At 72.5% G+C, this 24,961-nt stretch carries 25 protein-coding genes and 1 pseudogene; 12 read left to right on the top strand and 14 right to left on the bottom strand.

Annotated elements, in window-relative coordinates:
- Positions 1-11: 11 nt before the first annotated feature.
- Positions 12-980 (bottom strand): zinc-binding dehydrogenase, encoded by a 969-nt coding sequence (locus tag IE145_RS30895; RefSeq protein ID WP_189528732.1) that lies wholly within the window; start codon positions 978-980, stop codon positions 12-14.
- A 237-nt stretch (positions 981-1,217) separates the two neighbouring features.
- A complete protein-coding gene (locus IE145_RS30900; protein ID WP_189528733.1) occupies positions 1,218-2,471 on the bottom strand; it encodes an NAD(P)-dependent malic enzyme in 1,254 nt (417 codons plus the stop codon).
- Between the two features lie 523 nt (positions 2,472-2,994).
- Between IE145_RS30900 and IE145_RS30905 the strand changes: the two genes are divergently transcribed.
- The 3 genes from IE145_RS30905 to IE145_RS30915 are packed head-to-tail and all read left to right on the top strand — an operon-like array spanning position 2,995 to position 5,715.
- Complete coding sequence (locus IE145_RS30905) at positions 2,995-3,957, top strand: ABC transporter substrate-binding protein (RefSeq protein WP_189528734.1); 963 nt, start codon at positions 2,995-2,997, stop codon at positions 3,955-3,957.
- Between the two features lie 28 nt (positions 3,958-3,985).
- On the top strand, positions 3,986-4,954 hold the full coding sequence (locus IE145_RS30910) for an amino acid ABC transporter permease (RefSeq protein WP_189528735.1): 969 nt from the start codon (positions 3,986-3,988) through the stop codon (positions 4,952-4,954).
- On the top strand, positions 4,951-5,715 hold the full coding sequence (locus IE145_RS30915; protein ID WP_100561495.1) for an amino acid ABC transporter ATP-binding protein: 765 nt from the start codon (positions 4,951-4,953) through the stop codon (positions 5,713-5,715). Before IE145_RS30910 ends, IE145_RS30915 begins: the two co-directional genes overlap by 4 nt.
- Before the next feature lie 83 nt (positions 5,716-5,798).
- Here IE145_RS30915 and IE145_RS30920 read toward each other — a convergent pair whose 3' ends face one another.
- Positions 5,799-6,560, bottom strand: a complete 762-nt coding sequence (locus IE145_RS30920) for a class I SAM-dependent methyltransferase (RefSeq protein ID WP_189528736.1) — start codon at positions 6,558-6,560, stop codon at positions 5,799-5,801.
- Positions 6,561-6,660: 100 nt separating this feature from the next.
- On the opposite strand from IE145_RS30920, the gene IE145_RS30925 reads away from it, so the two are divergent.
- Positions 6,661-7,281, top strand: coding sequence for a CGNR zinc finger domain-containing protein (locus IE145_RS30925; protein ID WP_189528737.1), 621 nt, complete (start codon positions 6,661-6,663; stop codon positions 7,279-7,281).
- Here IE145_RS30925 and sodX read toward each other — a convergent pair.
- Complete coding sequence (gene sodX / locus IE145_RS30930) at positions 7,194-7,622, bottom strand: nickel-type superoxide dismutase maturation protease (protein ID WP_078489397.1); 429 nt, start codon at positions 7,620-7,622, stop codon at positions 7,194-7,196. The two genes, IE145_RS30925 and sodX, sit on opposite strands and share 88 nt — an antisense overlap.
- 191 nt (positions 7,623-7,813) lie before the next feature.
- Between sodX and sodN the strand changes: the two genes are divergently transcribed.
- The 7 genes from sodN to IE145_RS30965 all read left to right on the top strand — a co-directional run bounded on the left by sodN (position 7,814) and on the right by IE145_RS30965 (position 15,162).
- On the top strand, positions 7,814-8,209 hold the full coding sequence (gene sodN / locus IE145_RS30935; RefSeq protein ID WP_003966342.1) for a superoxide dismutase, Ni: 396 nt from the start codon (positions 7,814-7,816) through the stop codon (positions 8,207-8,209).
- A gap of 345 nt (positions 8,210-8,554) precedes the next feature.
- Positions 8,555-9,520, top strand: coding sequence for an alpha/beta hydrolase (locus IE145_RS30940; RefSeq protein WP_189528738.1), 966 nt, complete (start codon positions 8,555-8,557; stop codon positions 9,518-9,520).
- On the top strand, positions 9,517-10,689 hold the full coding sequence (locus tag IE145_RS30945; protein ID WP_189528739.1) for an acyltransferase family protein: 1,173 nt from the start codon (positions 9,517-9,519) through the stop codon (positions 10,687-10,689). The genes IE145_RS30940 and IE145_RS30945 overlap by 4 nt, the downstream gene beginning before the upstream one ends.
- A 28-nt stretch (positions 10,690-10,717) precedes the next feature.
- Positions 10,718-12,040, top strand: a complete 1,323-nt coding sequence (locus IE145_RS30950) for a sensor histidine kinase (RefSeq protein ID WP_189528740.1) — start codon at positions 10,718-10,720, stop codon at positions 12,038-12,040.
- Positions 12,037-12,711, top strand: coding sequence for a response regulator (locus IE145_RS30955; RefSeq protein WP_189528741.1), 675 nt, complete (start codon positions 12,037-12,039; stop codon positions 12,709-12,711). Before IE145_RS30950 ends, IE145_RS30955 begins: the two co-directional genes overlap by 4 nt.
- Positions 12,712-12,754: 43 nt before the next feature.
- On the top strand, positions 12,755-13,933 hold the full coding sequence (locus IE145_RS30960) for a DUF1266 domain-containing protein (protein ID WP_189528742.1): 1,179 nt from the start codon (positions 12,755-12,757) through the stop codon (positions 13,931-13,933).
- 5 nt (positions 13,934-13,938) lie between these two features.
- The gene (locus IE145_RS30965) at positions 13,939-15,162 is read left to right on the top strand and encodes a DUF1266 domain-containing protein (protein ID WP_373296652.1); all 1,224 of its coding nucleotides are present in this window, start codon (positions 13,939-13,941) and stop codon (positions 15,160-15,162) included.
- Between the two features lie 16 nt (positions 15,163-15,178).
- Here the strand turns inward: IE145_RS30965 and IE145_RS30970 are convergent, their stop codons facing one another.
- The 5 genes from IE145_RS30970 to IE145_RS30990 form a co-directional block, all read right to left on the bottom strand.
- Positions 15,179-16,060, bottom strand: a complete 882-nt coding sequence (locus IE145_RS30970) for an SDR family oxidoreductase (protein WP_189528743.1) — start codon at positions 16,058-16,060, stop codon at positions 15,179-15,181.
- The gene (locus IE145_RS30975; RefSeq protein WP_189528744.1) at positions 16,057-16,416 is read right to left on the bottom strand and encodes a DUF952 domain-containing protein; all 360 of its coding nucleotides are present in this window, start codon (positions 16,414-16,416) and stop codon (positions 16,057-16,059) included. Before IE145_RS30975 ends, IE145_RS30970 begins: the two co-directional genes overlap by 4 nt.
- 33 nt (positions 16,417-16,449) lie before the next feature.
- A complete protein-coding gene (locus IE145_RS30980; protein WP_229825976.1) occupies positions 16,450-17,958 on the bottom strand; it encodes a choice-of-anchor A family protein in 1,509 nt (502 codons plus the stop codon).
- Between the two features lie 157 nt (positions 17,959-18,115).
- Positions 18,116-19,114, bottom strand: coding sequence for an NAD-dependent epimerase/dehydratase family protein (locus IE145_RS30985; RefSeq protein WP_229825977.1), 999 nt, complete (start codon positions 19,112-19,114; stop codon positions 18,116-18,118).
- 92 nt (positions 19,115-19,206) lie between these two features.
- Positions 19,207-20,160, bottom strand: a complete 954-nt coding sequence (locus IE145_RS30990) for a LysR family transcriptional regulator (protein ID WP_189528745.1) — start codon at positions 20,158-20,160, stop codon at positions 19,207-19,209.
- Positions 20,161-20,419: 259 nt separating this feature from the next.
- Between IE145_RS30990 and snpA the strand changes: the two genes are divergently transcribed.
- Complete coding sequence (gene snpA, locus IE145_RS30995) at positions 20,420-21,073, top strand: snapalysin (RefSeq protein ID WP_189528746.1); 654 nt, start codon at positions 20,420-20,422, stop codon at positions 21,071-21,073.
- Between the two features lie 164 nt (positions 21,074-21,237).
- Here snpA and IE145_RS31000 read toward each other — a convergent pair whose 3' ends face one another.
- From IE145_RS31000 to IE145_RS31020, 5 genes and pseudogenes are all read right to left on the bottom strand, one after another.
- The gene (locus IE145_RS31000) at positions 21,238-21,594 is read right to left on the bottom strand and encodes a GntR family transcriptional regulator (protein ID WP_189528747.1); all 357 of its coding nucleotides are present in this window, start codon (positions 21,592-21,594) and stop codon (positions 21,238-21,240) included.
- Between the two features lie 2 nt (positions 21,595-21,596).
- Complete coding sequence (locus IE145_RS31005) at positions 21,597-22,565, bottom strand: SdpI family protein (RefSeq protein ID WP_189528748.1); 969 nt, start codon at positions 22,563-22,565, stop codon at positions 21,597-21,599.
- 221 nt (positions 22,566-22,786) lie between these two features.
- A pseudogene (locus IE145_RS31010) lies at positions 22,787-23,218 on the bottom strand (DUF6304 family protein); the annotation flags it as partial.
- Positions 23,219-23,248: 30 nt separating this feature from the next.
- Positions 23,249-23,845: a GNAT family N-acetyltransferase gene (locus IE145_RS31015; RefSeq protein ID WP_189528750.1), complete on the bottom strand. Its 597-nt coding sequence runs from the start codon at positions 23,843-23,845 to the stop codon at positions 23,249-23,251.
- A gap of 89 nt (positions 23,846-23,934) precedes the next feature.
- Positions 23,935-24,961, bottom strand: a 1,027-nt coding sequence (locus tag IE145_RS31020; RefSeq protein ID WP_189528751.1) for a family 2 encapsulin nanocompartment cargo protein polyprenyl transferase, incomplete at its 5' end; no start/stop codon positions are given.

The raw sequence follows: 24,961 nt of genomic DNA on the forward strand, positions 1-24,961 counted from the left end.
TTCTTGCGGGCCTAGGGGGTGGGCGTGAGCACGATCTTCCCGAACAGGTCGCCGGACTCCAGCCGCTGGAACCCCTCGCGGGCCCGGTCGAGCGGCAGCACCTCGTCGATGACCGGTCGCACGCCGGTGGTGGCGCAGAACGCGAGCAGGTCCTCCAGCTCGTCCTTGGACCCCATGGTGGAGCCGACGACCTTCAGCTCCAGGAAGAAGATCCGGGTCAGCTCGGCGTGCGCGGGCCGGTCACCGCTGGTGGCCCCGGAGATGACGAGCGTGCCGCCGGGGCGCAGCGACTTCACGGAGTGGGACCAGGTGGCGGCCCCCACGGTCTCGATGACGGCGTCCACGCGCTGCGGAAGCCGGGCACCGGGCTCGTACGCCTCCAGCGCGCCGAGTTCGACCGCCCGCTCGCGCTTGGCCTTGTCCCGGCTGGTGGCGAAGACCCGCAGCCCGGCGGCCTTCCCGAGCACGATCGCGGCGGTGGCGACCCCGCCGCCGGCGCCCTGGACGAGCACGGAATCCCCGGGCCGCACCCCGGCGTTGGTGAACAGCATCCGGTACGCGGTGAGCCAGGCGGTCGGCAGGCAGGCGGCCTCGGCGAAGCTGAGCCCCTCCGGCTTGGGGAGGATGTTCCAGGTGGGGACGGTGACCTGCTCGGCGAAGGTGCCCTGGTAGCGCTCGGTGAGGATGGAGCGCGGCTCCTTCGGCCCGACACCGTGCCCGGACTGCCCGATGACGGAGTGCAGGACGACTTCGTTGCCGTCCTGGTCGACGCCGGCCGCGTCGCAGCCGAGGATCATCGGCAGCCGGTCCTGCGGCAGGCCGACGCCGCGCAGGGACCAGAGATCGTGGTGGTTGAGGGAAGCGGCCCGGACGGTGACGGTGGACCACCCGGGACGCGCCTCGGGGGCCGGGCGATCGCCCAGCTCCAGGCCGTCGAGGGGCTGGTCGGGGTCGATGCGGGCTGCGTAGGCGGCGAACATGGGTCGACGATAGGCGGGCCGGGTCCTCGGCGAAACCGCCTCCCCGTGTGACGCGCACCAACAAACCCAGCGCCTGCGGCGTTCGAGCCGCACCACTGAGCCCCTGCGGCGCTTGAGCAGCGGGTTCCGGGGCTCCGCCCCCAGGCCCCCGCCGCTCAAGCGCCGCAGGGGCTGGGCACAGGGGCGGGCCCCGTACGAGTACGGGCCCCGCCCCTCACGCATAGCTCGGCTACAACCTCAGCGCCGAGCCACCCCCTCCGCCCGCGCCGCCGCGGCCACGGCGGCCGTGACGGCAGGCGCGACCCGCTCGTCGAACGGGGAGGGGATCACGTAGTCCGCCGCCAGCTCATCGCCCACGACGTCCGCCAGCGCGTTCGCCGCGGCGATCTTCATGCCCTCCGTGATCCGGGAGGCCCGGACCTGGAGCGCGCCCGCGAAGATGCCCGGGAAGGCGAGCACGTTGTTGATCTGGTTCGGGAAGTCCGACCGCCCGGTCGCCACCACGGCCGCGTACTTGTGCGCGACCTCCGGGTGGACCTCGGGGTTCGGGTTGGCCATCGCGAAGACGTACGCGCCGGGCGCCATCGACGCCACCGCCGCCTCCGGGACCGTACCGCCGGAGACGCCGATGAAGACGTCCGCACCGGCCAGCGCCTGCTCCAGCGAACCGGAGATCCCGGCCCGGTTCGTCAGCTCGGCCAACTCGCGCTTGACCTCGGTGAGGTCGTCGCGGTCGCGGCTGACGATGCCCTTGCGGTCGGCCACCGCGACGTCGCCGATCCCCGCCTCCAGCAGGAACTTGGCGATGGCCACGCCCGCCGCGCCCGCACCGGAGATGACACCGCGCAGATCGCCCAGCGTCCGCCCGGAGAGCTTCGCGGCGTTGCGCAGGGCGGCGAGGGTGACGACCGCGGTGCCGTGCTGGTCGTCGTGGAAGACCGGGATGTCCAGCCGCTCCTGGAGCTTGCGCTCGATCTCGAAGCAGCGGGGGGCAGAGATGTCCTCCAGGTTCACGCCGCCGAAGGACGGGGCGAGCCGGACGACGGTGTCGACGATCTCGTCGGCGTCGGTGGTCGCGAGCGCGATCGGCACCGCGTCGACGCCGCCGAACTGCTTGAAGAGGATGGCCTTGCCCTCCATCACGGGGAGGGACGCCTCGGGGCCGATGTCGCCGAGGCCGAGCACGGCGGTGCCGTCCGTCACGACGGCCACGACCTGGGACTTCCAGGTGTAGTCGTGGACGAGCTCGGGGTTGTCGGCGATGGCGCTGCACACTTTCGCCACTCCGGGCGTGTACGCCAGGGAGAGGTCGTCCTTGTCCCGGATCGGGACGGTGGACTGCACGGCCATCTTCCCGCCCCGGTGGAGGGCGAAGGCCGGATCGAAGGGCTCGTCGGCCCCGGTGCCCGTCGCGCGCGTGCGCTGGATGCCACGGTCGGTGGCGTTGTCGATGGTGCTGTCGCTGCGAGGATTGACGATCTCCGCTGCCATGGTGTTGACCCCTTAAGTCTTCATCGTTTGAGGGTGGCCACTCCTGGTTGAGGAGGGGTGGGCGGGCACCGCGTACGTGCCCCGCACCGAGCGGTTGGCCCGCCCTGGCAGGGAGAGGTACATACGCGCGGGCGCGCCGCACACGCGCCCTGAGCCCCGGATGAGGGGTGTAAACGTCTTTCTTACCGGACGAACGGTGTTACGGACGAGTCCATATCGACGCGGTGACGTGACTCATAGTCGAATATCTGGACAAGTCGGCAAACCGGCATAAATGCCGTCCACCAGTCGAGACGCACCGAAGATTCTCCGGCGGGGGGAATGAATCCCTGCAGAAGGTCCGGTCCCGAGGTACCGGCCGTTGATGTTCGGGGGTCGCCCGTTATCCGATTTTGACATGGCAGGACCCCTGAATGGGCCAGTCCGAATGGCAGGATGCCGTTCACACGAGGTGGCGACACTCGAAGGTGCGTGCCAAGCCGCCCCATCAGTACCTCACCCTCACCTGCCGGAGGATCCCGACATGACCGCAAGCACCACGCGTCGTACGACCGCCAGGGCCCGGATCGCGGCGGTCGGCGCCATCGCGGTCGCCGGCACGCTGCTCCTCACCGCCTGTGGCGACCAGACCGACAGCGCCTCCCAGGAGAGCGGCAGCGGCAAGGAGACCAAGAGCGGCGCTCCGCTCTTCTCGAAGCTGCCGGAGAAGTACCAGAAGTCCGGTGTGATCAAGGTCGGCACGAATGCCGAATACGCCCCGATGGAGTCCGTGGAGAACGGGAAGATCGTGGGTGTCGACCCCGATCTGGCCGCCGCGCTCGGCAAGCAGCTCGGTGTGAAGTTCGAGTTCACCTCGGGTTCCTTCGACGGCCTCATCACCGCCCTGAACTCCGGCCGCCACGACATCGCGATGTCGTCGATCACGGACAACAAGCAGCGCCAGGAGGGTCTGGACGACTCCGGCAAGAAGCTGGGCGAGGGCGTCGACTTCGTCGACTACTTCCTGGCCGGCACCGCCGTGTACACCAAGAAGGGCAACCCGCAGAACATCAAGTCCATCGAGGACCTGTGCGGGAAGCCCGCGGCGGTGCAGCGCGGCACCACGTACGAGGAGGCCCTCAAGAAGCAGTCGAAGGCCTGCACGGACGGCGGCGAGAAGGCCATCAAGATCGAGTCGTTCGAGAACGACACCGAGGCACAGACCCGCGTCAAGTCCGGCGGTTCGGTCGCCGGCGTCAACGACTACCCGGTCGCGGTCGACCTGGCCCGCAAGGCCGACGGCGGCAACGCGTTCGAGGTCGTGGGCGAGCAGGTCGACGCCGGCCCGTTCGGCATCGCCGTCAAGAAGGACAACACGGGGCTGCGTGACGCCCTGAAGGAGGCCGTCGACGCGATCATCGCCGACGGTTCGTACCAGAAGGTGCTCGACAAGTGGGGCGCCGGTACGGGAGCGATCGACAAGGCCGCCATCAACGGCGGCAAGTGACCGGACGCTTCACCGAAGGGCAGTCACCATGACTGACAAGTTCGACAAGACACCCGCCGCCCCACCGGCCGGCCAGGTGTCCGTCTCCAAGGCCGCCACCACGGCCCCGGAGAACATCAAGGCCATTCCCGTCCGCCACGTCGGCCGTTGGATCAGCGGCGTCGTGGTCATCGGCCTCCTCGTCGCTCTCGTGTACGCCTTCTCGCAGGGCAACATCCAGTGGCAGGCCGTCGGCGACAAGCTGTTCGACAAGAACGTCGTCGCCGGTGCGGGCCGCACCCTGCTGATCAGCGTCCTCGCGATGGTGCTCGGCGTGATCCTCGGCATCGTGCTCGCCGTGATGCGGCTGTCGAAGAACCCGGTCACCAGCTGGGTGGCCTGGCTGTACATCTGGTTCTTCCGGGGCACCCCGGTCTACGTACAGCTGCTGCTCTGGTTCAACCTGGCGCTCATCTTCCCGGTGCTGAACATCCCGTTCATCTACAAGGACGAGATGACGGACGTCATGACCCCGTTCATGTGCGCCCTGCTGGGTCTCGCGCTGAACGAGGCCGCCTACATGGCGGAGATCTGCCGCGCCGGCATCCAGTCCGTCGACGAGGGCCAGACCGAGGCCTCGCACGCGCTGGGCATGACCCAGGCGAAGACCATGCGCCGCGTGGTCCTGCCGCAGGCGCTGCGGGTGATCATCCCGCCGACCGGCAACGAGTTCATCAACATGCTGAAGACCTCGTCGCTCGTCTACGCGGTCACGTACAACGAACTGCTCCGCTCCACCTCGCAGATCGGCTCCACGTCGTACGCGGTGATGGAGATGCTGTTCGTCGCGTCCATCTGGTACATCGTGATGACCAGTGTGTTCAGCGTCGGCCAGTACTACCTGGAGCGCCGCTTCGCCCGCGGCTCGCTGCGTTCGCTGCCGCTCACGCCGTGGCAGCGCGTCAAGGTCAACCTCACCGCGTTCGGCAACCGGCCCTCCGGAGGTGTCTCCGCATGACCACCCCCATGGTGAAGGCCGAGGGCGTCCACAAGTCCTTCGGCGCCGCCCACATCCTCAAGGGCATCGACCTGGAGGTCGCCCCGCGTGAGGTGTTCTGCCTGATCGGCCCGTCCGGCTCCGGCAAGTCGACCTTCCTGCGGTGCATCAACCACCTGGAGAAGATCAACGCCGGCCGGCTCTCGGTCGACGGCGAGCTGGTCGGCTACCGGCAGAAGGGCGACAAGCTCTACGAGCTGAGGGACAGCGAGGTCGCCCTCCAGCGCCGCGACATCGGCATGGTCTTCCAGCGCTTCAACCTGTTCCCGCACATGACGGCGCTGGAGAACGTCATGGAGGCGCCGATCCAGGTCAAGGGCGAGGCCAAGGCCGTGGCCCGGGCCCGCGCCGAGAAGCTGCTGGACCGGGTGGGCCTCGCCGACAAGGCGAAGAACTACCCCTCGCAGCTCTCCGGCGGCCAGCAGCAGCGCGTGGCCATCGCCCGCGCGCTGGCCATGGAGCCGAAGCTGATGCTCTTCGACGAGCCGACCTCCGCGCTCGACCCCGAGCTGGTCGGCGACGTCCTGGACGTCATGCGGGGCCTCGCCGAGGACGGCATGACGATGATCGTCGTCACCCACGAGATGGGCTTCGCCCGCGAGGTGGGCGACGCGCTGGTCTTCATGGACGACGGCGTGGTGGTCGAGTCGGGCCACCCGCGCGAGGTGCTGACCAACCCGCAGCACGACCGCACGAAGTCGTTCCTGTCGAAGGTGCTGTAGCGGCGGGCTGACAGCCGATGCGGAAGAGGGCGGTACGGACACATGTCCGTACCGCCCTCTTCGTCCTGCTCCCGCGCCCTGCTTCACTTCACCGCGAGGACCAGGCTGTCCGAGGGGGACGCCCACACCGCGCGGGCCTCACCGAAGCCGGAGGCGACGAGCGTACGGGCGTGCCAGTCGACGGAGGGCATGTCGCCGTCCGCGTGCTCGCCGTAGATCTTGAACCGCTCGGCGGTGGGTGCGGCGAGGACGGGGTCCTTGGCGGCGACGGCCCACCACTCCGCCCAGTCCAGGGCGCCCGCGGCCTTGGCGCGGTCCATCGCGGCGTGCCGGTGGGCGCGCTCGGCGGCGTTGATGCGGGGCGTGCCGGTGTCGATCATGTGGTCGGCGTTCATGAAGACCCCGCCGTCCCGGACGAGCCCGCCGAGCTGCCCGTACAGCGCGGCGAGCGGCTCGCTGTGCAGCCAGTGCAGGGCGGTGGCGGTGAGGACGGCGTCGTACGAGGTGTGGGGCAGCCGCTCGGTCCAGTCCGGGTCCTTGAGGTCGGCGGTGACGAAGGTGACCCGGTCGTCGCCTTCGAAGGTGCCGCGGGCGATGGCCAGGAGCGCGGGGTCGAGATCGACGCCGGTACTCGTGGCGTTCGGGAACCGCTTGAGGAGCCGGTCCGTAATACTTCCCGTACCGCACGCGAGGTCGAGCACCCGCGGTTCCGGTCCGACGACCGCCTCGACCATGTCCAGCATCACCCGGAACCGCTCCTCGCGGTCGGGCATGTACCACTCCTGCTGCCGGTCCCAGCTCTCCTGCCAGGACTGCCAGTCGGTGCCCGTAGCCGTCTCCGTCACATCAGCCTCCACGCCATACCTGCCGTAATGCCTGATAGAACCTCTCGACCATTACACTGGTCGATGCCCCGACTCTAGACCGACGCCGTAAGGACTACAAGTGGAACTGGCCTCTTACTCGGACTACGCCGTGCGCCTGGTCAACACCGAGGAGCCGGCCCGCAGCAAGGACACGCTCATCTCCGTCGAGGCGGTCCGGGAGCTCTTCGGCGGCAGCCGGCAGGCGGCACGGCGGGCGACGGAGGCGGACGTGACCCGGTTCCGTTCCGTACGGGCACGGCTGCGCGCGGTCTTCGAGGCCGCGGACGACGGCGAGGAGACACTCGCGGTCGACCTGCTGAACTCGCTGCTGCTGGAATTCCCGGTGAGCCCGCAGATCTCGGGGCACGACTTCCGGGACGAGGACGGCAGGCCGGACTGGCACATGCACCTGGCGGACCACCCGTCGAACGCGACCGCGGGCTACGCGGCCATCGCGGCGATGGGCCTGGCCTTCCACCTCACCGAGCACGGCGTGGACCGGCTCGGCCTCTGCGAGGCGGCACCCTGCCGCAACGCCTACCTGGACACGTCCACCAACCGCTCCAGGCGCTACTGCTCGGACCGCTGCGCGACCCGGGCGAACGTGGCCGCCTACCGGGCCCGCAAGCGCGAGGAGGCCGAGCGCACCGGCCGCAGCGCGGAGACCGCCCAGCCCAGCACCGCCGTCACCGACCGCTGACCCTTCGCCAGGGGCCGGTAGCGGGCCCGCACCCGGGCCAGCACGAGCTCCTCGGGCACGACCCCGTAATCCGTGCTGTCCCCGCCCGCGAAGGTGTTGTCGCCCCGGACCCACCATCCACCGGGCCGCCGCTCGACGGCCCGCTTCACCACCAGCAGATCCTGCTGGAAGGGGTGCCGCAGGATGACCACGTCACCGGGGCGGACGGGCACGCCGTACTGCACGAGCAGCAGATCGCCGTGGTAGAGCGTGGGCACCATCGAGGGCCCCGTCACCTCCACCACCCGCAGCGGACGCCGCGTCACCCGCCCGCCCCCGGACACCTGTCGCCGCTCCGGCATCTGCGCCACCGTCCGCTCCTCCTCCGTACACCGTCCCGTAGGACGCCCTTCCGCGGACCGCCCCGTACATTCGGCCGACGGCCCGATTCTCACACCGGACTTTTGACCTAAGCCCCTGGGGCAGCCACGGAAAGCGGCACTCCACGGAGTAATGTCCCACCTGAGAAGACGATCACGAGGAGGACAGCTCCATGCTTTCCCGCCTGTTTGCCCCCAAGGTGAAGGTCAGCGCCCACTGCGACCTGCCCTGCGGCGTGTACGACCCGGCCCAGGCCCGCATCGAGGCCGAGTCGGTCAAGGCCGTCCAGGAGAAGTACCAGGCCAACGAGGACGCGGACTTCCGCACCCGCGCGGTCCTGATCAAGGAGCAGCGCGCCGAGCTCGCGAAGCACCACGTCTCGGTGCTCTGGAGCGACTACTTCAAGCCCCCGCACTTCGAGAAGTACCCGGAGCTGCACCAGCTCATCAACGACACCCTGAAGGCGCTCTCCGCGGCCAAGGGTTCGAACGACCCGAAGACGGGCCAGAAGGCGCTGGACCTGATCGCCGAGGTCGACCGGATCTTCTGGGAGACCAAGAAGGCCTGATCACCCGCACAGGGTTCGACGGCCCCGGTCCGCACGTTTCGCGTGCGGACCGGGGCCGTTCCCCGTCCGGCCACCGGCCCCGGTCCGCACCCGGTCCACAGGCCGCCGTAAAACGGCGTCCATCACGGACCGGGTGCGGTCTTTTCTTCGCCGCCCAACTCGCCGGCGTGGAGACGGCGGTACGCGCCGACCGGCCGGAGCCGCACTCCCGGGCCGCGTCCCCCACGTCATACCTGAGAGCCACCCCGCAGGTGCCCTCCCGAGCGGGACGTCGACTACCGCCGCTCCTCCCTACCTTCTGTACCGGAAGCACCCCAGGACCCCGGTACGGAAGGACCCCTCCCCATGCCCGACCGCCCGCGCAGACCCCGTCTGCGCCGCTCCCTGCTCGCCGCCCTCGTCACCTTCGCCGTGGCCGTGCCGGTGTCCGGGGCGGCCCGTCCCGAGGCCGTGCCCGCCCCCGCGCCGACCGTGCTCGGGCCGCTGCGGGACGCGGGTGCGGCGGCGCTGGCGGAGCGGTACGCCGTCAGCCGGAGCGACATCCGGGCGGCCGGGCGGGCGGCGGAGGCGCACGGGGACCTGAAGCGGGCGGACTCGCTGCGGGGGATGGCCGCGCCGGGGCGGCAGTTCCTGTCCTTCGACGGGCGGGACGGCGGCCGGAGCGTGGAGGTCGTGGGCGAGCTGTCCTCGGCTCGGCGGATCGCCGTCCTGGTGCCGGGAGCCGGTGTCGGCCTGGACGCGTACGGGCGGCTGCGGCGCGACGCGACCGCCCTGCGCCGGGAGTTGGGCGAGGGCGGGGCCGTCGTCGTCTGGCTGGGGTACCGCTCACCCGCCACCGTCAGCCCGGCCGCCCTGACGACCGGGCGGGCCGACGACGCCGCGCCGGGGCTGCGGGCCCTGGTGGACGAGGTGCGCGCCGTGCGCCCCGCCGCCCGGATCAGCCTGCTCTGCCACTCGTACGGTTCGGTGATCTGCGCCCGGTCCGCACCGGGGACCTCCGCCGACGCCCTCGTCCTCTACGGCAGCCCCGGGGTCGGCAGCGACGATGCCACCGCGCTCCGTACCGGTGCGCGGGTGTGGGCGGGGCGCGGCGGTGACGACTGGATCGCCCGCGTGCCCCACGTCCGGGTGCGGGTGCCGTTCGTGGCCACGGTGGGGTTCGGGACCGATCCGGTGACGGAGGAGTTCGGGGCCGAGGTGTTCGACGCGGGCGACGGCGGCCACAGCGACTATCTGCTGCGCGGTTCGCGTTCGCTGACGAATCTGGCCCGGATCGTGGCCGGTGCCGAACCGCTGGGGGCCTCCCGATGACCGGGCTCGTCGCGCGGATCGAGGCCGCCACCCCGCCCGGCCGCGACCGGGCCGTCGACGCCCTGCGGGCCCTGGCGATCCTCGGCGTCGTGGGCGGGCACTGGCTGGTCACCGCGCTCGTGGCCGACAGCGGCACGGTGCGCGGGGCGAGTCCGCTGACCGCCATGCCGCACCTCGCCCCCGTCTCCTGGGTGTTCCAGACGCTCGCGGTGTTCTTCCTGGTCGGCGGGATGGTGGCGGCGGGGAGTTGGGCCTCGGCACGGAAGCGGGGTGTGCCGTACGGGCCGTGGGTGGGCGGCCGTCTGGCTCGGCTGTTCCGGCCGGTGGCGGCGGTGCTGGTGGTGTGGACGCTCGCGGCTGCGGCGATGCTGGCGGCCGGGGCGGGCGAGTCGACCGTCCGGGCGCTGGGCAAGCTGGTCTGGTCCCCGCTGTGGTTCCTGCTGGTCTTCGCCGTGCTGACCGCGCTGACTCCGCTGGTGGCGCGGCTGCACCCGATGTGGCCGCTCGTGATCGTGCTGCACGTCGACCTCGTACGCCTGGGTCTGGGCGGTCCGCGGGAGCTGGGGTGGGTCAACGTGGTCGCGGGGTGGCTGGTGCCGTACTGCCTGGGGGCGCTGGTGGCCCGGGGCGGGCTGCGCGGCCGGAGGAGCCGCTGGGCGCTGCTGCTCGGCGGGGCGACGGCGGCGGCCGGACTCGTGCTGTGGGCCGGCTATCCGGCGTCCATGGTCGGCGTTCCGGGCGGCCGGATGTCCAACCTGGACCCGCCGAGCCCGGCCGCCGTCGCGTTCGGCCTGGCCCAGTGCGGGGCGGCGCTGCTCCTGCTCGGGCCACTGCGCCGGGTGCTGCGCAGGCCCGCCGCGTGGGCCGCGGTGGCGGTGGTGAACCTGGCGGCGATGACCGTGTTCCTCTGGCACCAGACCGCGATGATCGTGGTGACGACGAGCGCGCTGCTGCTCGCGGACGGGCCGCTGCCGGGGCTGCACACCGTGCCCGACGGAGCCGGCTGGGTGGCCGCCCGACTGCTCTGGCTGCCGGTGTTCGCCCTGGCGCTGCTGGGGTGCTGGGCGGCGTTCCGGGGTTACGAGCAGGGCGGACGCCGTACGGTCGGGGGCTCCCTCGTCGTGCGGGAGGCCGCCCCCGAGCGGAAGGGACGGGCGCGTCGTGCCTAGTCTGTGGGCTGGTCGAGCCGAGGGGGCGGTGGGGGCCGTGACGTCATCGAGAGCGGTGCGCCTGCGGGCGGCGGTGCGCCGTGCGCCGCGTGCGCTGTACGAGGAGCTGTGGGCCGCGCCCGCCGACCGGGTGCCGCGCATGGGGGAGCCGGGCGCGCCGGCGTGGCGGCCGTCATTGCTGGTGCTGCTGATCATCGCGGCCGCCTGCTTCGCGGTGCCCCGTACCAACGAGCTGGTCACGGACGCGAGCAACGGAGTCAGCGGGTGGGCGGTGCTGGCCGCCCTGGCGCAGTCCGTGGTGCTGGTGGCCGGGATGATCCGCCCGGTCGGGGCCTGGTGGGCGGCGACCGCGCTCTCGGTGACCACGGTCCTGGTCACCGAGCCGGTCATGAGCCCGGACCGGCTGTTCCCCTGGAGCGTCATGGGGATGGTGTTCCAGGGCGGGGCGCTGTTCTTGCTGGCGCTGCGCGTCCCGCTGCGCCGCGCGACGGGGGCGCTGGCCCTCACCCTGCTGGCGGGCATGGCCCTCACGCTGCACCAGACGCAGCGGCACAACCTCGACCTGGACCGCTCCGCGCCGGTGTTCGTCGTCGCCCTGGTCCTCGGCGCGGCGTTGCGCAGCCTGCGCCTGGCCCGTGAGGACCTCGTCGTCCAGGCCGGGTTGACGGCCGAGGAGCGGGCGCGGCGCACCCTGCTGGAGGAGCGCAACCGGATCGCGCGCGAGCTGCACGACGTGGTCGCCCACCACATGTCGGTGATCTCCATCCAGGCGCAGGTCGCCCCGCATCTGGTGGAGCACCCCACCGAGGAGTTGCGGGAGAATCTCACCGGCATCCGCGAGAACGCGCTCGAAGCCCTCACCGAACTGCGCCGGGTGCTGGGGGTCCTGCGCTCGGAGGAGGCGCCCGCGCAGAGTGCGCGGCATGCCCCGCAGCCCGGTCTCGACCGGCTCGGCGAGCTGGTCGCCACCGTGCGTTCCACCGGTCTCGCCGTCACCGTCTCCACCACCGGCGACCCCCGCCCCCTCCCGCCGGGCGTCGAGCTGTCCGCGTACCGCATCGTGCAGGAGTCCCTGAGCAATGTGATGCGCCACGCGCCCGGGGCGAGCGCCGAGGTGGTGATCGGCCACCGGCCCGCCGGGCTGACCGTCCGGGTCGTCAACTCCCCGCCCAAGCGACCGGCCGCCCCGTCCCCCGGCGTACGCCACGGACTGCTCGGGATGCGTGAGCGCGCGGCGATGCTCGGCGGCGAACTGGCCACCGGACCGACCCCCGACGGCGGCTGGGAAGTCACCGCGATCCTGCCCGGCACCAGCACGCAGACCACCCGGACGACCGAGGAAGCCCGATGAATCCACCCATCCGTGCCGTGATCGCCGACGACCAGATGATGGTCCGCCAGGGCTTCACGGTGCTGCTCGACGCCGAGCCGGACATCGAGGTCGTCGGCCAGGCCGTGAACGGGCTCGACGCGATCGACAAGGTCGCCGAACTCACCCCGGACGTCGTCCTGATGGACATCCGGATGCCGGAGCTGGGCGGCATCGAGGCGACCCGGCGGATCACCTCCCCCGAGGGCTCGACGGTGAAGGTGCTCGTCCTGACCACGTTCGATCTCGACGAGTACGTCTACGAGGCCCTGCGTGCGGGCGCCTCCGGCTTTCTGCTCAAGGACGCCTCCGCCGATGAACTCGCCCATGCCGTCCGGGTGGTGGCGGCGGGCGACGCCCTGCTCTCCCCCAACATCACCAAGCGGCTGATCGTGGAGTTCTCCCGGACGGCCGGGGCGCCCCGCGCCCCGCTCAAGGAGCGGGTCGGGGACCTGACCGAGCGGGAGACGGAGGTGCTGACGCTGATCGCGGGCGGCCTGTCGAACGCCGAGATCGCCCGGCAGCTGATCGTCGCCGAGCAGACGGTGAAGACCCATGTGGGCCGCATCCTGGTCAAGTTGAGCCTCCGCGACCGGACCCAGGCGGCGGTGTTCGCGTACGAGTCGGGGCTGGTCCGCCCGGCGGGCCTCTGACCACCCGGGCCGGGCGCGGGGCCCGTTCCGTAGGATCGGCTCCGTGACAACGGGGAACGGGGCAGGAACAGGGGGCGTCGGTACGGTGCCGCCCACGGAGATCGAGCGCGCGCTGTCCGCCGCCGTCGGGGCCGGGAGCGCCGACGCGGTGGTGGAACTGCTCGCGCGGACCCGGCTGTACGTGCTCGTCGCCCGGCTGCACGCGGACATCCCCGGCTGGACGGCCCCGCTGCCCACGATCCGTGACGAGGCCACCCGGCGGACCTGCGTCCCGGTCCTGACCCAGGGGATGCTGCCGCCCTGGCACCCGGAGTGGGTCTTCCGCGAGGTGGGTCTCGGCGAACTGGCCCGGACCTGGCCGTACGACGTGCGCCGCCTCGCGGTGAACCACGGCACCCCGTACGCGGCGATGGTCGACGCCCGGCCCGGGCGCCTCAAGGCCTGGCTGAAGGCCGCCGAACGCCTCGGCGGGACCGAGCGGGGGATGCTGCTCACCGACAGCGGCGGGCCCCTGCACGGCCCGCTCGCCCACGGACTGGCGCTCGGCGCCCACCTGGCCGTCACCAACGGCCTCGTCTGGAACCGGCTCGGCGCCGCCTACGAGGACTACGCGACCGACCGGGCCCGGCTGCGCCGTCCGTGGGGCATCCAGCACCGCGCCGAGTACCGCGACCGCCTCGCGTCGCTGATGAAGTACCAGCTGGTCGGGCGCGTCCAGGAAGCCGTCCTGCGCACCCGGCACACCCTGGCCGCCCGCACGGGGCGGACACCGGCGCGCGAGGAGTGGGCCGAGGCGGTGGGCCGGGCGTTCGCCGCGCGTGACGCCTACGACCGGGCCCTGGCGGAACGGTCGTTGCGCTGGATCACCCTGTACGAGGACAAGCTCCGGGCCGATGGCGCGCTAGCCCCGGACGGCCGCGTCGACACCCTGGCCGCCTTCGACCTGGGCCGGGCGGTCAACGTCGTACGGCTCGCGCTCGGCGCCCGGTACACCGACCCGTACGAGGCCGAGCAGGACGTCCTGCGCCTGGGCGAACTCGCCCGGAGCGCCTGCTCCTCCTGGCCGGACTTCTCCCTCGGCTACCTCATGGCCCGGCTGGTCCACCGCGCGGAGGACGACGGCCCGGAGGCGGCGGAGGACACGTACCAACAGTCGCTCGCCGAGCACCGCACCCTGACCCAGGACCCCACCGGCCCCTACCGGAACCTCCCCTGGTCATGAACCTCATGAATCCGCATCCGATCCCCGACCCGGGCTCTCACGCCGCTCCCCCGGCCCCCGGGGCGCCCGGGTCCGCGCCCTGGGCCCCCGCCCCCTGGGTTCCGCCGTCCGAGACCGAGCAGCTCCTCCACGAGGCCGCCCTGCGCGGCGACGTGCGGGGCCAACTGGCCGCGCTGGCCGGGACGGAGCTGTACATCCCGGCCCCGCGCGCCGAGGTGGACGCCGATCCGGACACCGTGATGTGGCGACGGCACGTCGACCCGGCGGGCTTCGTCTGCCGGCCGCTCCTCACCCGGGGCATGCTGCCCGCGTGGCACCCGGACTGGGTCTTCCGCGGGGTCTCGCTGCGGTGGGTCGCCGAGTTCGGCTGGTCCGATCCGCAGGTGTGGCTGGGCGTGAACGTGGGAACGCCCGGTCAGTTGCTGCTGCCCACCGCCCCGCCCGACCTGGCCCTGTGGCAGCGGGCGTACGCGGAGAACGACCGGGCGTCGGGCAACCGGCTCGTCGCCCTGCGGCACGGCGCGCTGCACGGGCCGCTGGCGTACGGGCTGGCCTGCGGGGTGCATCTGGCGATCGGGAACGCCGTCCCGTGGAACGAGGTCGGCACCGTCTACCGCGAGTACGTCGACGAGCGCGAGCAGCTCCGCGACTCCTGGGGCATCACCGGCCACGAGGGGTGGCGCCGGGAGCTGGACTTCCTGCTGGACGCGGCCAACAGCCCGCCGGAACCGGACTTCGCGCTGCGCGCCCGCGAACAGCTGGCGGCGGCCATCGGGGAAGCCCCCTCGGCGGATCTGTGGCGGGAGACCGCCGCCGGTCACGCCCAGGACCTCGGGGCCGACGCGAGCACGGTCAAGGGCATCGAGGACCTGGTGCGCCGGATCATGCGCTACGAGGCCCGGTTCCGCGCGGACGGGCTGCTGCCGCCGGAGGGCCGGGTGCGCACGACGGTGGCGTACGACTACGGGCGGGCGGTGAACCTGGCGCGCTGGGGGTTGTCGGCGCGGTTCTGCGGTCCGGCCGACGCGGAGGCGGCGATCGTGTACGCCGGGGCGCTGAGCAAGTCGGCGTACCGCTCGTGGGAGGAGTTCTCCGCCGGGTACGCGCTGGGGCGGGTGCTGCGGTTCGACGAGGAGGAGTACGGGCCGTTCTACGAACAGAACGTCCTCGCCCACCGTCTGCTGACGGAGAGCGAGGGCAGTCCGTGGCGTCACATCCCGTGGCGCTGAGGCGGGGGTCTCCCGGTCAGCCGCCGGGGAGCAGATGGCGGTAGCTGTCCGGGTTCTCCACCAGGAACTGGGCGAAGCTCTGCGCCGGACGTCCCGTGAGCGTGGGCACCGCGTCGGAGACGGCGGCCAGCTCGCCGTTGGCGATCGCCTCGTACGAGGTGACCCAGCCGGCCACTTCCCAGTCCTCGGCCCCGTAACCGGCCCGGGAGGCGTAGGCCTCCTCCCGGGTCTCGGGGACGTAGACGACGGGCCGTCCGGTGACCCGGCTCAGCTCGTCGGCCGCCTCGGCGAGGGTGAACGCCTCGGGCCCGGTGAGGTCGTAGACCCGGCCGTCGTGGTCCGTGCCCTCGTCCAGCAGGACGGCCGCCGCCGCGTCGGCGATGTCCTCGTGGGCGACGGCCGCCACCCGCCCGTCGCCGCCGGGTCCGCGCAGGACGCCGTCGGTCCCGGTCATCGCGGGCAGCCCCGCGAGGTACCAGTTGTCCCGCAGGAAGGTGTGGCGGAGCTCGGCGGTACGGATGTGGGCCTCGGTGTCCCAGTGGTCGCGGGCGAAGGTGAACGTGGCGTCGGGCGCGGCCCCTTGGAAGGAGACGTACACGATCCGCTCCACCCCCACCGCCACGGCGGCGTCGATGGCGGTGGTGTGCTCGCGGACCCGGTACGGGCTCTCGTGGGCGGAGACCAGGAACAGCGTGTGGGCTCCGTCGAGGGCGCGGCGCATGGCCTCCCCGTCGCCGTAGGGGGCGGGGGGCGCGTGGTCGGCGCCGGGGATGTCGGGCAGCCGGGCGGGGTCGCGGCCGAGGAGCCGCACGGGGACACCGGTCCGGGCCAGCCGTCGGGCGACCCGGCCGCCGACCGCTCCGCTCGCTCCGGTCACCGCGGTGAGGGGGCCGATCACTGGGATTCCTCTTCCTCTCGTCGGTCGTGGTACCAGTCGGCCAGGGACCGCACCTCGACGACCGCGCCTACGGGAAGCGGGCCGTACAGATGCGGGAACTCCTCGCCGCCGGGCTTCATCGCCTCGTACCGGACGGGATCGGTGAGGCGGCCGGGGTCGACGACCAGGACCACGAGGTCCCGGTCGTCGCCCCCGTAGAGCATCCGCGCCACACCGGGGAGTTGGTGGGGCAGCGAGAGATGGATGAAGCCCTCCTCCTGGAGGGTGCGGCCGCGGGTGGACGTCTCGTACGTCCCTGTCCCGCGGGCCGCCTCCCACAGAGGTGCTTCGGCGAGGTGCAGCAGCGGTTCGGTCATCGAACCACGCTAACGGGCGCTGCTTCGCGCCGGTCAGAAGGTGCGGCGACGAGCCCTGCGCGTGGCCACGAGGACCGTACCGCCGGCGGCCACCAGCGCTGCCGCGATGGACCCGATGATCCATTCGCCGCCGCGGGAGCCGGTGTCGGGCAGCTCACCCGGGTGGCTCGGCGAGTGCGTGGGGCGCGGCGTGTGGTGGGTGGCGGTCGGGGTCGGCGTCGGCTCGGTGGGGGAAGGCGTCGGCTCGGTGGGGGTAGGGGTCGGGTCGGTGGGCGTCGGCGTGGGATCCGTCGGGGTCGGGGTCGGGTCCGTCGGCGTCGGGGTGGGATCCGTCGGGGTCGGCGTCGGGTCCGTCGGCGTCGGCGTGGGATCCGTCGGGGTCGGCGTCGGGTCCGTCGGCGTCGGCGTCGGGTCCGTCGGCGTCGGCGTCGGGTCCGTCGGCGTCGGGGTCGGATCCGTCGGCGTCGGCGTCGGGTCGGGGGTGCACGACGGCAGGTCCCCGTCGAAGGGGTACGCGTGAATCTCCTGGCCGCCCGACTGGCCCTGTGAGGTGTGGGTGAGCGAACCCGCCGTGTAGAAGCGTCCGTTGGTACCACTCATGCTGAGTACGGTGGCGCTCGTCGGCTGGCCGACCAGGACGCTGCCCTCGAACTGGGCCGGGCCCGTCAGCGACAGGTCGGTGGCGTCCGGGAAGTTCCACAGCAGGTTCTCGCGGAGGCCCTCGTTGGGGAACGAACCCATGAACGTGGCGACGCTGCGGGTGCTGCCGTACACGTTGACCAGGACGGTCGCGCCCTCGGGGATCCCGTTGAACACGAACCCCGTGTTGCCGCCCGCCTCCGACTCCAGGTCCGCGTCCACGTCGAAGATCTGGATCGCGGACGTGCCGTCGCCGGTGAACGTCATGACGTCACCGACCTGCTGCCACGTGCCCGTCGCTTCCCGGTGCTCGGCGCCGTCGTACGCGTAGCACTGACTGGCCTCGGTGAGCTGCGGGCGCAGCTGGGTGAAGGGGGCTGCCGCGTCCCCGTCGAAGCGGGGGGCGGTGGTGGGGTTCACCGTGCCCGTGAGCTCCCCCGCGTACGCGACGCGGCCGGAGTGCTCACCCTCCTCGGCGAGGAGGCGCTGGCCTTCGGCGATGGTGATGTCACCGCCCGTCGTCAGGTAGTCGGAGCCGTCCGGCGGCGGGACCCGCGAGCCGACACCCGCGATACCGACGTTGTAGACCTGAGAGACCCCCGCCCGCTTGTTCATGTCGAACTCGCCGAGCGTGACGACCTTGCCCTCCGCCTCGGCCGCCGCCTCGCGGACCAGGAAGTCCCCGCCGACGAAGACGTTGATGTTGCTGTCGAAGCCGACGACCGGACCGTTGTTGGGATCGTTCCAGCTGGGCGGGCAGGAGCTGCCGAGGCAGGGTCCCAGTCCGCCCGGCAGCGGATCGGCCCCCGCGGCCGGGGCCAGCACGCCCACCATCGCCGCGGCCGTGGCCACTGTCACTGCTGCCCGGATTGCGTTGCCGCGCCTGCGCGCCTTCTGTTCCATGCCGCGCAATATGCATGCTCACCACATTGTCGTTTTGTATGACACGCCACTCTTGCCCGGTTACGTAGGCCTATAGGTGGTTTCTTCGCGCGACACGCGCGCGGGAGTGGCAGGGTCGGAGCGCACGAGTGTCAGGGCGCCGACGCGTCGGCAGCCGTCAGAGCGCCAGCAGCTTCGCCTCCAGCTCGGGGTCGAGGCCGACGGCCGGGCGGTCGGGGCGCCGGGGCGCGGTGCCGCCGAGCGCCCGCAGCCAGGCCCACGTGTCCGCGACGGTCTCGACCACCGGGCGGCAGCGCAGCCCCGCCGCGTACGCCTTGGTGTGGTCGCCCCGGTGGAGCGTGTCGTACAGCTCGCCCGGCGGCAGCCAGATCGGCAGGTCGCTCCAGGGCTCGGCCCCGGCGGCCAGCAGCACCTCGGGATCGGTCCAGCGCAGCTCGGCGTCGGAGCCGGTGGCCCGTACACAGGCCCCCAGCAGCTCGCCCATGGTCGCGTGGCCGGGGCGGCTGACGGTGTTGTACGGGCCGTGGAGGCCGTCCGCCGCCGCGTCCAGGATCCACGCCGCCAGGTCCCGGGCGTCGATGTACTGGAGCTCGGTGCCGGGCCGGCCGGGGGCGATCACCGGTCCGCCGCGGGCGATACGCGACAGCCACCAGGGAAGCCGGCCGATGTTCTCCCCGGGGCCGATGATCAGCCCGGCCCGCGCCAGCAGGGCCCGGTCCCCGAAGACGTCGAGGGCGGCCAGCTCGCCGCCGCGCTTGGCCAGGTCGTACGGCGCGTCCCCGCCGGCGTCGGGCGAGGCCCCGGTCACCAGCGGGCCGTCCTCGTCGAGCCCGGGGGCGGCCGGATGGGCGTACACCGAGCGGCTGGAGACGTAACTGAAGTGCCCCGCCCGGCCGGACAGCAGACGGGCGGCGTCCCGGACGGCCGCCGGGGCGCCGCTCCAGGTGTCGACGACCAGGTCCCAGTCCCGCCCGCTCTCCGCCAGTGCCGCGAGCCCCCGCGCGCCCGCGGTCCGGTCCCCGGTCAGCGCGCTCACACCGGGCGGGGGCGCGTGGCGGCCGCGGTGGAACACCGTGACGTCCCAGCCCCGCTCCAGCGCGGCGTCGGTGACGGCCCGTCCGACGAACTCCGTACCGCCCAGCATCAGAAGCCTCATGGAACGACTCTGCCCACCGGCGGACGGCAAAGGAACCCGGGCACGCTGTCAGCGGAACGGGGAACTCTCCGGGGCGCGCGGAACCATACGGGTCAGGACGTACGGGCGAGCGGGGAGCGGTGGCGCAGGAGCCACTCGTGGTAGCCGCTCGCCCGTCGTGCGGCGTCCCGGTAGGCGTCCTCCAACTGCGCGTACACCACCTCGATGTCGGTCCCGGGCCGGGACGCCAGGAGGAGGCGGACGGCGAGCGGATCGCCCAGCAGCGGGCGGATCACCATGTCGTCGCGCGGGCCCGACGTCGGCTGACAGGGGGCGACCGCCTCGCCGAGCACGACGAGGGAGGCGGCGGTGAGGTAGTCGCCGTGCAGGACCGGCGGGTTCAGTCCGGCGGCGCCGAGCACCCGGCGTACCCCGTCCCACTCGCCGTCCACCGTCGGATCGACCATCCACGGATCGCCCGCCAGATCGCCGAGTTCCACCACGCGGCGGCGGGCGGCCGGGTGGTCCCGGGAGAGGGAGATGAACTGCGGTTCCCGGTCCACGAGTACGCGCTGCTCCAGGCCCTCCGGCAAGGTGAGCGGACAGCCCTCCACCTCGTGCACGAACGCAACGTCCAGGCGGCCCGCCGCGACCGAGCGCAGCAGCGCGTGGGCGGAGACGTCGACCCGCAGGGAGATGTCGGTGCCGGGCAGGGCGACCCGCAGTCGGCGCAGCCAGCCGCCGATGACCCGGCTCGCGGTGGAGCCGATGCGCAGCCGGGGGCCGCGGGGACGGGCGGCCTCGGCCTCCGCCAGCGCGGTGGCGACCAGGTCGCTCATACCGTCGACGAGGGGCCGGGCCCGGCTCAGGACGGCACGCCCCAGGGGGGTCGGGCGGCAGCCGGTCCGTTCACGGAGGAACAGTTCGGCACCGAGAACGTTCTCGATCCGTTGCAGCTGAGTGGTCAGGGAGGGCTGGCTCACGCCGAGGCGACGGGCCGCCCGGTGCAGACTGCCCGCGTCGGCGATGGCGCACAGCGCCCTGAGGTGTCTCACCTCCAGCTCCATGCTGCGGAGACTATGACCGCCACCAGTCGCACGCCAGACGTCGCTGTCCCAACAAACGGCCTTATTTCACCGAGTGTTGGCCAACAGGACGGGCGCCCGCACCAGTTCGGTCACCGGGGATAGGGCGGCCCTATCCCCGTTTGACATCATCCGCGACGCCTGTCGGCTCCACCACACTCTCCCCGTACCGCCCCCACGCCGGGCCCCTACCCAGGGCACCCCCACGGCATGGGTTCACCGGATCCGTAGGAGACCCCCCATGAGACACCTCAGGACCGTTCTCGCCTCCGCAGTCGCCGGTCTCGGCCTCGTGGCGACGCTGGGCGCCGCACCCGCCGTGACCGCCGCTCCGGCCCCCGTCACGCCCACGACGTCCACCGCCTCGACCATCGCCGCCTACACCGGGTCGAGCGAGAACGCCGCGGCCAACAAGGCGTTCCACGACGCGGTCATGAAGTCGGTCGCGAAGAAGCGGGCGGCCAACCCGGGAGCGCTGGCGGTCACCGTCACGTACAACGCGTCCAGCGCCCCGAGCTTCCGCACCCAGATAGCCCGCAGCACCCAGATCTGGAACAGCTCGGTCTCCAACGTCCGCCTCCAGGAGGGCTCCAACGCGGACTTCCGGTACTACGAGGGCAACGACTCCCGGGGCTCCTACGCGAGCACCGACGGGCACGGCCGCGGCTACATCTTCCTGGACTACCGGCAGAACCAGCAGTACAACTCGACCCGCGTCACCACCCACGAGACCGGGCACGTCCTCGGCCTCCCCGACACCTACTCCGGCCCGTGCAGCCAGCTGATGTCGGGCGGCGGCCCCGGCCCGTCCTGCACCAACGCCCAGCCGGACTACAACGAGCGGGCCCGGGTCGACCAGCTGTGGCGCTACGGGTTCGCCGCCGCGGCCTCCTGACTCGTACACGGCATCGCTGCGCACCCCGTTCCGCACCACCGTGCGGCTCCCCACGAGGGAGCAGGAGGCCGGTCCCCCGTCCCGGGGCCGGCCTGCCCCCCGCCGCTTCACACAGAGGGCCGTTCCGTCTCCGGAGCGGCCCTCTGCGCTGTCCGGCGCCGGGGTCAGGCGTCGAGTTCGTTACGGACGAGGGTCAGCAGTTCGTCCTCGGTCATGCCCAGGTCCCGGGCGTCGGCGACCACTTCGCGGACTCTCTCCAGCAGCCGGGCGCGCTGCGGCGAGGCGCCCGCGGTGATCGCCGCGCCCCGGCCCCGGCGCAGCTCGATGAGCCCTTCCTCGCGCAGCCGTTGGTAGCCGCGCAGCACGGTGTGGACGTTCACGCCGAGGGATGCGGCGAGCGCCCGGGCGGCGGGCAGCCGCTCACCCGGGGCCACCGTGCCCTCGGCGACCGCTCGCCGGACGGAGGCGGCGATCTGGTCGCCGAGCGGCACGGTGGAGGTCGGATCGACCCGGAAGAGCATGGTCAGCGCCCCGCCCGCTGCCGGTCGAGCAGCGTGTTGAGCAGAGCGGCGCCGGTGGCCGAGTCCGCGACGGTGACGGCGAACTCGCGGCCGCTCGTCAGGCTGACGACGATGGCCTCGCCCGAGCGGGTGATGACCCCGCTGCGCTCGGGGCGGATGCGATAGCCCCAGCCGCCGTACTCCGCGAGGGCGTTGACCGGGCGGCTGTCCGCGATCTCCATCCGCTCCAGCGGCACCCGCACCCGGGGCCGGGGCAGCAGGCCGGAGACGGTGAGGCCGCGCCGGTCCACGGTGACGTGGGGGCGGCAGAAGGTGCCCGTCACCAGGGCGAACAGAATCAGCGGCACCCCGATGAACCAGCTCTGCTCCCGGCCCGCGGTGACACCGGCCGCCAGCAGCACCAGCACGGCGACCGGTGCCCACCAGGCGCCGATGCCGCACCCCCAGGCGGCCACCTCGCCGTCGGCGAGCAGGATCCTCTCCCTGGTCGCCGGGCCGGGGCGACGCGGGTCCTCGGGCAGCGGGGCCGACCGGGACAGCAGCGCCCCGAGGGCTCCGGCGAGGGCGGCCGCCGCGAGGGCCGCCGCGATGTGCCACAGCGGGAGCCCGTCGGCCGGACCGCCTTCGGGGCCGTCCACGTTGACGAACAGGACGGCGACCAGCAGATAGCCGAGGAACGCGGCCACGGCGAAACCTCCGCCGATGAACCAGCGGTCGGCGCGGCCGTGGAGCCCGCCCCTGACCGCGATGAACGCCCACAGCGCACCGAGCACGAGCAGCGAGGGGAGCGTGAAGAGCAGATAGGCGCCGAGGCTCATGAACCCGTCGGCGGATCCGCCGGCGTCGAAGTGGACGGCCAGCCGGTCGGGCAGGCGGTCCTCGACGGCGGCGTAGAGCGTGAGGTCGATGAAGAGTGCGAGCAGAAAGGGCAGGGCGGCGAGAGCGACGCGGCCAAGGTTCTTGCTGGTCATGGAAAACCTCCGTTGTTCGCATGCTAGTAGAACAATATGGCGGAGGCAACGGAGCGGCGCGGAGGAGACGCGCGTCCGCCCCGTACCGGGACGCGGTACGGGGCGGAGGCGAGCGGGTCGGCAGGGACGCGGGGGCGGGAGGCCGGCGGTGACCGGGAGAGCGCCGGTCACCGGGTAGCCGGTGGCGGCTGGACGGCTTCGGGTCAGGCCGCCCCGGACCGGGCGAAACAGGCCTCAACGCTGACGTCGTCCGGCAGGAGCCGCTGGACAGCCGCCAGGGCCGCGGCGAAGTCACGTTCGGCGCGGGCCGATTCGTACACCGCGCCGTCCAGGTGGAGGGCGAGATGGAAATCCGGTTCGGCCCGGCGCAGGGAGAGCAGACAACTGAGCGTGGCGGGGCGGGGCGTGCCCGCGACGAGAACGGGCAGCGGTCGGTCCCACTCCAGGACGCAGTCGGCGAGCACGCCGTCCCGCAGACCGAACGTTCCGTTCTCCGGCGGCACGCCCGCGACGGGCCTCAGGCCGTCGAAGCTCTCGCCCTCGAAATCGGCCCCTCTGATCCGGATCCGGATCCACTGTCCGTCCGTGGTGAGAACGACGGAATCGGAACCCTTGTGGTCCCGGTACCAGCCGGCCCACGACTCATCTGTCATGGGCAGGGACTGTAGCCCCTGCCACCGACATCAACCCGCTTGGGGCTCCCGCCACATGGGGTACATCGGCGGGCCGTCCGGCAGGTCGACCGTGCGGCCGAGGAAGCGGAATCCGAGCCGCTCGTACAGCGCCCGGCTCCGGGCACTGCTCGCCTCCAGATAGGCCGGCAGCCCCTCCCGGTCGCAGCGTTCGAGCTCGGCCCCGATCAGCTCCGCCCCGATGCCCTCTCCCTGGCGGTCGGGGCGGACGCCGATCATCAGCAGGTAGGCGTGCGCGCGGTCGTGCGGGTGAACCGCCCCGGTGAGCCTGCCCACCAGCTCGCAACGCTCGTTGTCCGGGTCGGCGGTCTCACGCATCAGGGCGGGCGTGGGGTCCTCCTCCTCCGGGGCCCCGGCGGGCACCGTCAGCCACAGGGCCACGGCCGCCTCGTCCTCGGCGATGTCGATACGGCCCTCGTCGAGGGCGACGTCGACGAAGACACCGAGGAACTTCCCGTGGACCGCGCGCCGGTGCGCCTCGTCGGGGAACACCCAGCCGCTGACCGGGTCGTCGTGGAAGGCCTCCTCCATGACCGAGACGACGAGCCCCCGGTCGCGTCGCTCCGCCTGCTGAATCCGTATACCCATGACGGGCCGCCGCCTCTCTGCGCTGCCTTCCTTCAACCAACCTCCGGAATACTAGAGTTGACAGGGTGTCGCCGGTCACCCGAGGTGGGTCAGCTGGTCCGGCGGGTGACGAATTCGGCCAGCGCCAGCAGGTCGCCCGCCGCGCTCGGGTCGGGGACCGCCCGGGAGAGGTGGTGGACCGCCCGGGCCATCCGGTCGGCCGCGCAGCCCTGGGCCCAGTCGCGCCCGCCGGCCCGGTCCACCGCGTCGGCCGCCCTGCTCACGTCGGCGGCGGTGTTCATGGGCCCCCGGTAGAGCGCGGCGAGTTCGGCGGCGGCCGGGGTGCCCGAGGTGAGGGCGGCGACCACGGGCAGGGACTTCTTGTGGGCGGAGAGGTCGGCCCCGACAGGCTTGCCGGTGCGGTCGGGGTCGCCCCAGATGCCGATCAGGTCGTCGATGAGCTGGAACGAGAGCCCCGCCTCCCGGCCGAACCCGTCCATCGCCCGGACCGCCCGGTCCTCCGCCCCGGCGTAGAGGGCGCCGAGCGCGCAGGCGCAGCCGAGCAGGGCGCCGGTCTTGGCGGTCGCCATGGTGAGGCATTCGTCGAGGGTGACCTCGTCGGGTCCGCGCTCCTCGAAGGCGCAGTCCGCCTGCTGGCCCGCGCACAGCTCGATGACACAGGTGGAGAGCCGGGAGACGGCGGGCGCGGCGGCCGGATGGGCGTCCTCGGCCAGCAGCCGCTGGGCGAGGGCGAGCATGGCGTCGCCGGTGATGATGGCGTCCGGGACACCGAAGACCGCCCAGGCGGTGGGCCGGTGCCTGCGGGTGGTGTCCTCGTCGATGACGTCGTCGTGGAGCAGGGTGAAGTTGTGGGCGAGTTCGACGGCGACGGCGGCCCGGATCGCGCGTTCCGGATCGCCACCGAGCGCGCGGGCGGCGGCCAGCACGAGGGCCGGCCTGATGGCTTTTCCGGCCTGGCCGGAGGCCGGGGTTCCATCGGCGTTCTGCCAGCCGAAGTGGTACATCGCGATGCGGCGTATGGCGCCGGGCAACGACTCCACGGCCGATCGCAGATGCGGGTCGACGACGACGCGGGTGCGCTCCAGGAGCGCGGCGGCCTCGTGCCCTTCCGTCGCT

The organism is Streptomyces sindenensis, assembly GCF_014649035.1.
Lineage (GTDB): Bacteria > Actinomycetota > Actinomycetes > Streptomycetales > Streptomycetaceae > Streptomyces > Streptomyces sindenensis.

Bases quoted from the DNA above. Each gene is read 5' to 3' on its own strand.
- IE145_RS30895 (WP_189528732.1), bottom strand. From the start codon at position 980: ATGTTCGCCGCCTACGCAGCCCGCATCGACCCCGACCAGCCCCTCGAC.
- IE145_RS30900 (WP_189528733.1), bottom strand. From the start codon at position 2,471: ATGGCAGCGGAGATCGTCAATCCTCGCAGCGACAGCACCATCGACAAC.
- IE145_RS30905 (WP_189528734.1), top strand. From the start codon at position 2,995: ATGACCGCAAGCACCACGCGTCGTACGACCGCCAGGGCCCGGATCGCG.
- IE145_RS30910 (WP_189528735.1), top strand. From the start codon at position 3,986: ATGACTGACAAGTTCGACAAGACACCCGCCGCCCCACCGGCCGGCCAG.
- IE145_RS30915 (WP_100561495.1), top strand. From the start codon at position 4,951: ATGACCACCCCCATGGTGAAGGCCGAGGGCGTCCACAAGTCCTTCGGC.
- sodX (WP_078489397.1), bottom strand. From the start codon at position 7,622: ATGCCGGAGCGGCGACAGGTGTCCGGGGGCGGGCGGGTGACGCGGCGT.
- sodN (WP_003966342.1), top strand. From the start codon at position 7,814: ATGCTTTCCCGCCTGTTTGCCCCCAAGGTGAAGGTCAGCGCCCACTGC.
- IE145_RS30940 (WP_189528738.1), top strand. From the start codon at position 8,555: ATGCCCGACCGCCCGCGCAGACCCCGTCTGCGCCGCTCCCTGCTCGCC.
- IE145_RS30945 (WP_189528739.1), top strand. From the start codon at position 9,517: ATGACCGGGCTCGTCGCGCGGATCGAGGCCGCCACCCCGCCCGGCCGC.
- IE145_RS30955 (WP_189528741.1), top strand. From the start codon at position 12,037: ATGAATCCACCCATCCGTGCCGTGATCGCCGACGACCAGATGATGGTC.
- IE145_RS30965 (WP_373296652.1), top strand. From the start codon at position 13,939: ATGAATCCGCATCCGATCCCCGACCCGGGCTCTCACGCCGCTCCCCCG.
- IE145_RS30975 (WP_189528744.1), bottom strand. From the start codon at position 16,416: ATGACCGAACCGCTGCTGCACCTCGCCGAAGCACCTCTGTGGGAGGCG.
- IE145_RS30980 (WP_229825976.1), bottom strand. From the start codon at position 17,958: ATGGAACAGAAGGCGCGCAGGCGCGGCAACGCAATCCGGGCAGCAGTG.
- IE145_RS30985 (WP_229825977.1), bottom strand. From the start codon at position 19,114: ATGAGGCTTCTGATGCTGGGCGGTACGGAGTTCGTCGGACGGGCCGTC.
- IE145_RS30990 (WP_189528745.1), bottom strand. From the start codon at position 20,160: ATGGAGCTGGAGGTGAGACACCTCAGGGCGCTGTGCGCCATCGCCGAC.
- snpA (WP_189528746.1), top strand. From the start codon at position 20,420: ATGAGACACCTCAGGACCGTTCTCGCCTCCGCAGTCGCCGGTCTCGGC.
- IE145_RS31000 (WP_189528747.1), bottom strand. From the start codon at position 21,594: ATGCTCTTCCGGGTCGATCCGACCTCCACCGTGCCGCTCGGCGACCAG.
- IE145_RS31005 (WP_189528748.1), bottom strand. From the start codon at position 22,565: ATGACCAGCAAGAACCTTGGCCGCGTCGCTCTCGCCGCCCTGCCCTTT.
- IE145_RS31015 (WP_189528750.1), bottom strand. From the start codon at position 23,845: ATGGGTATACGGATTCAGCAGGCGGAGCGACGCGACCGGGGGCTCGTC.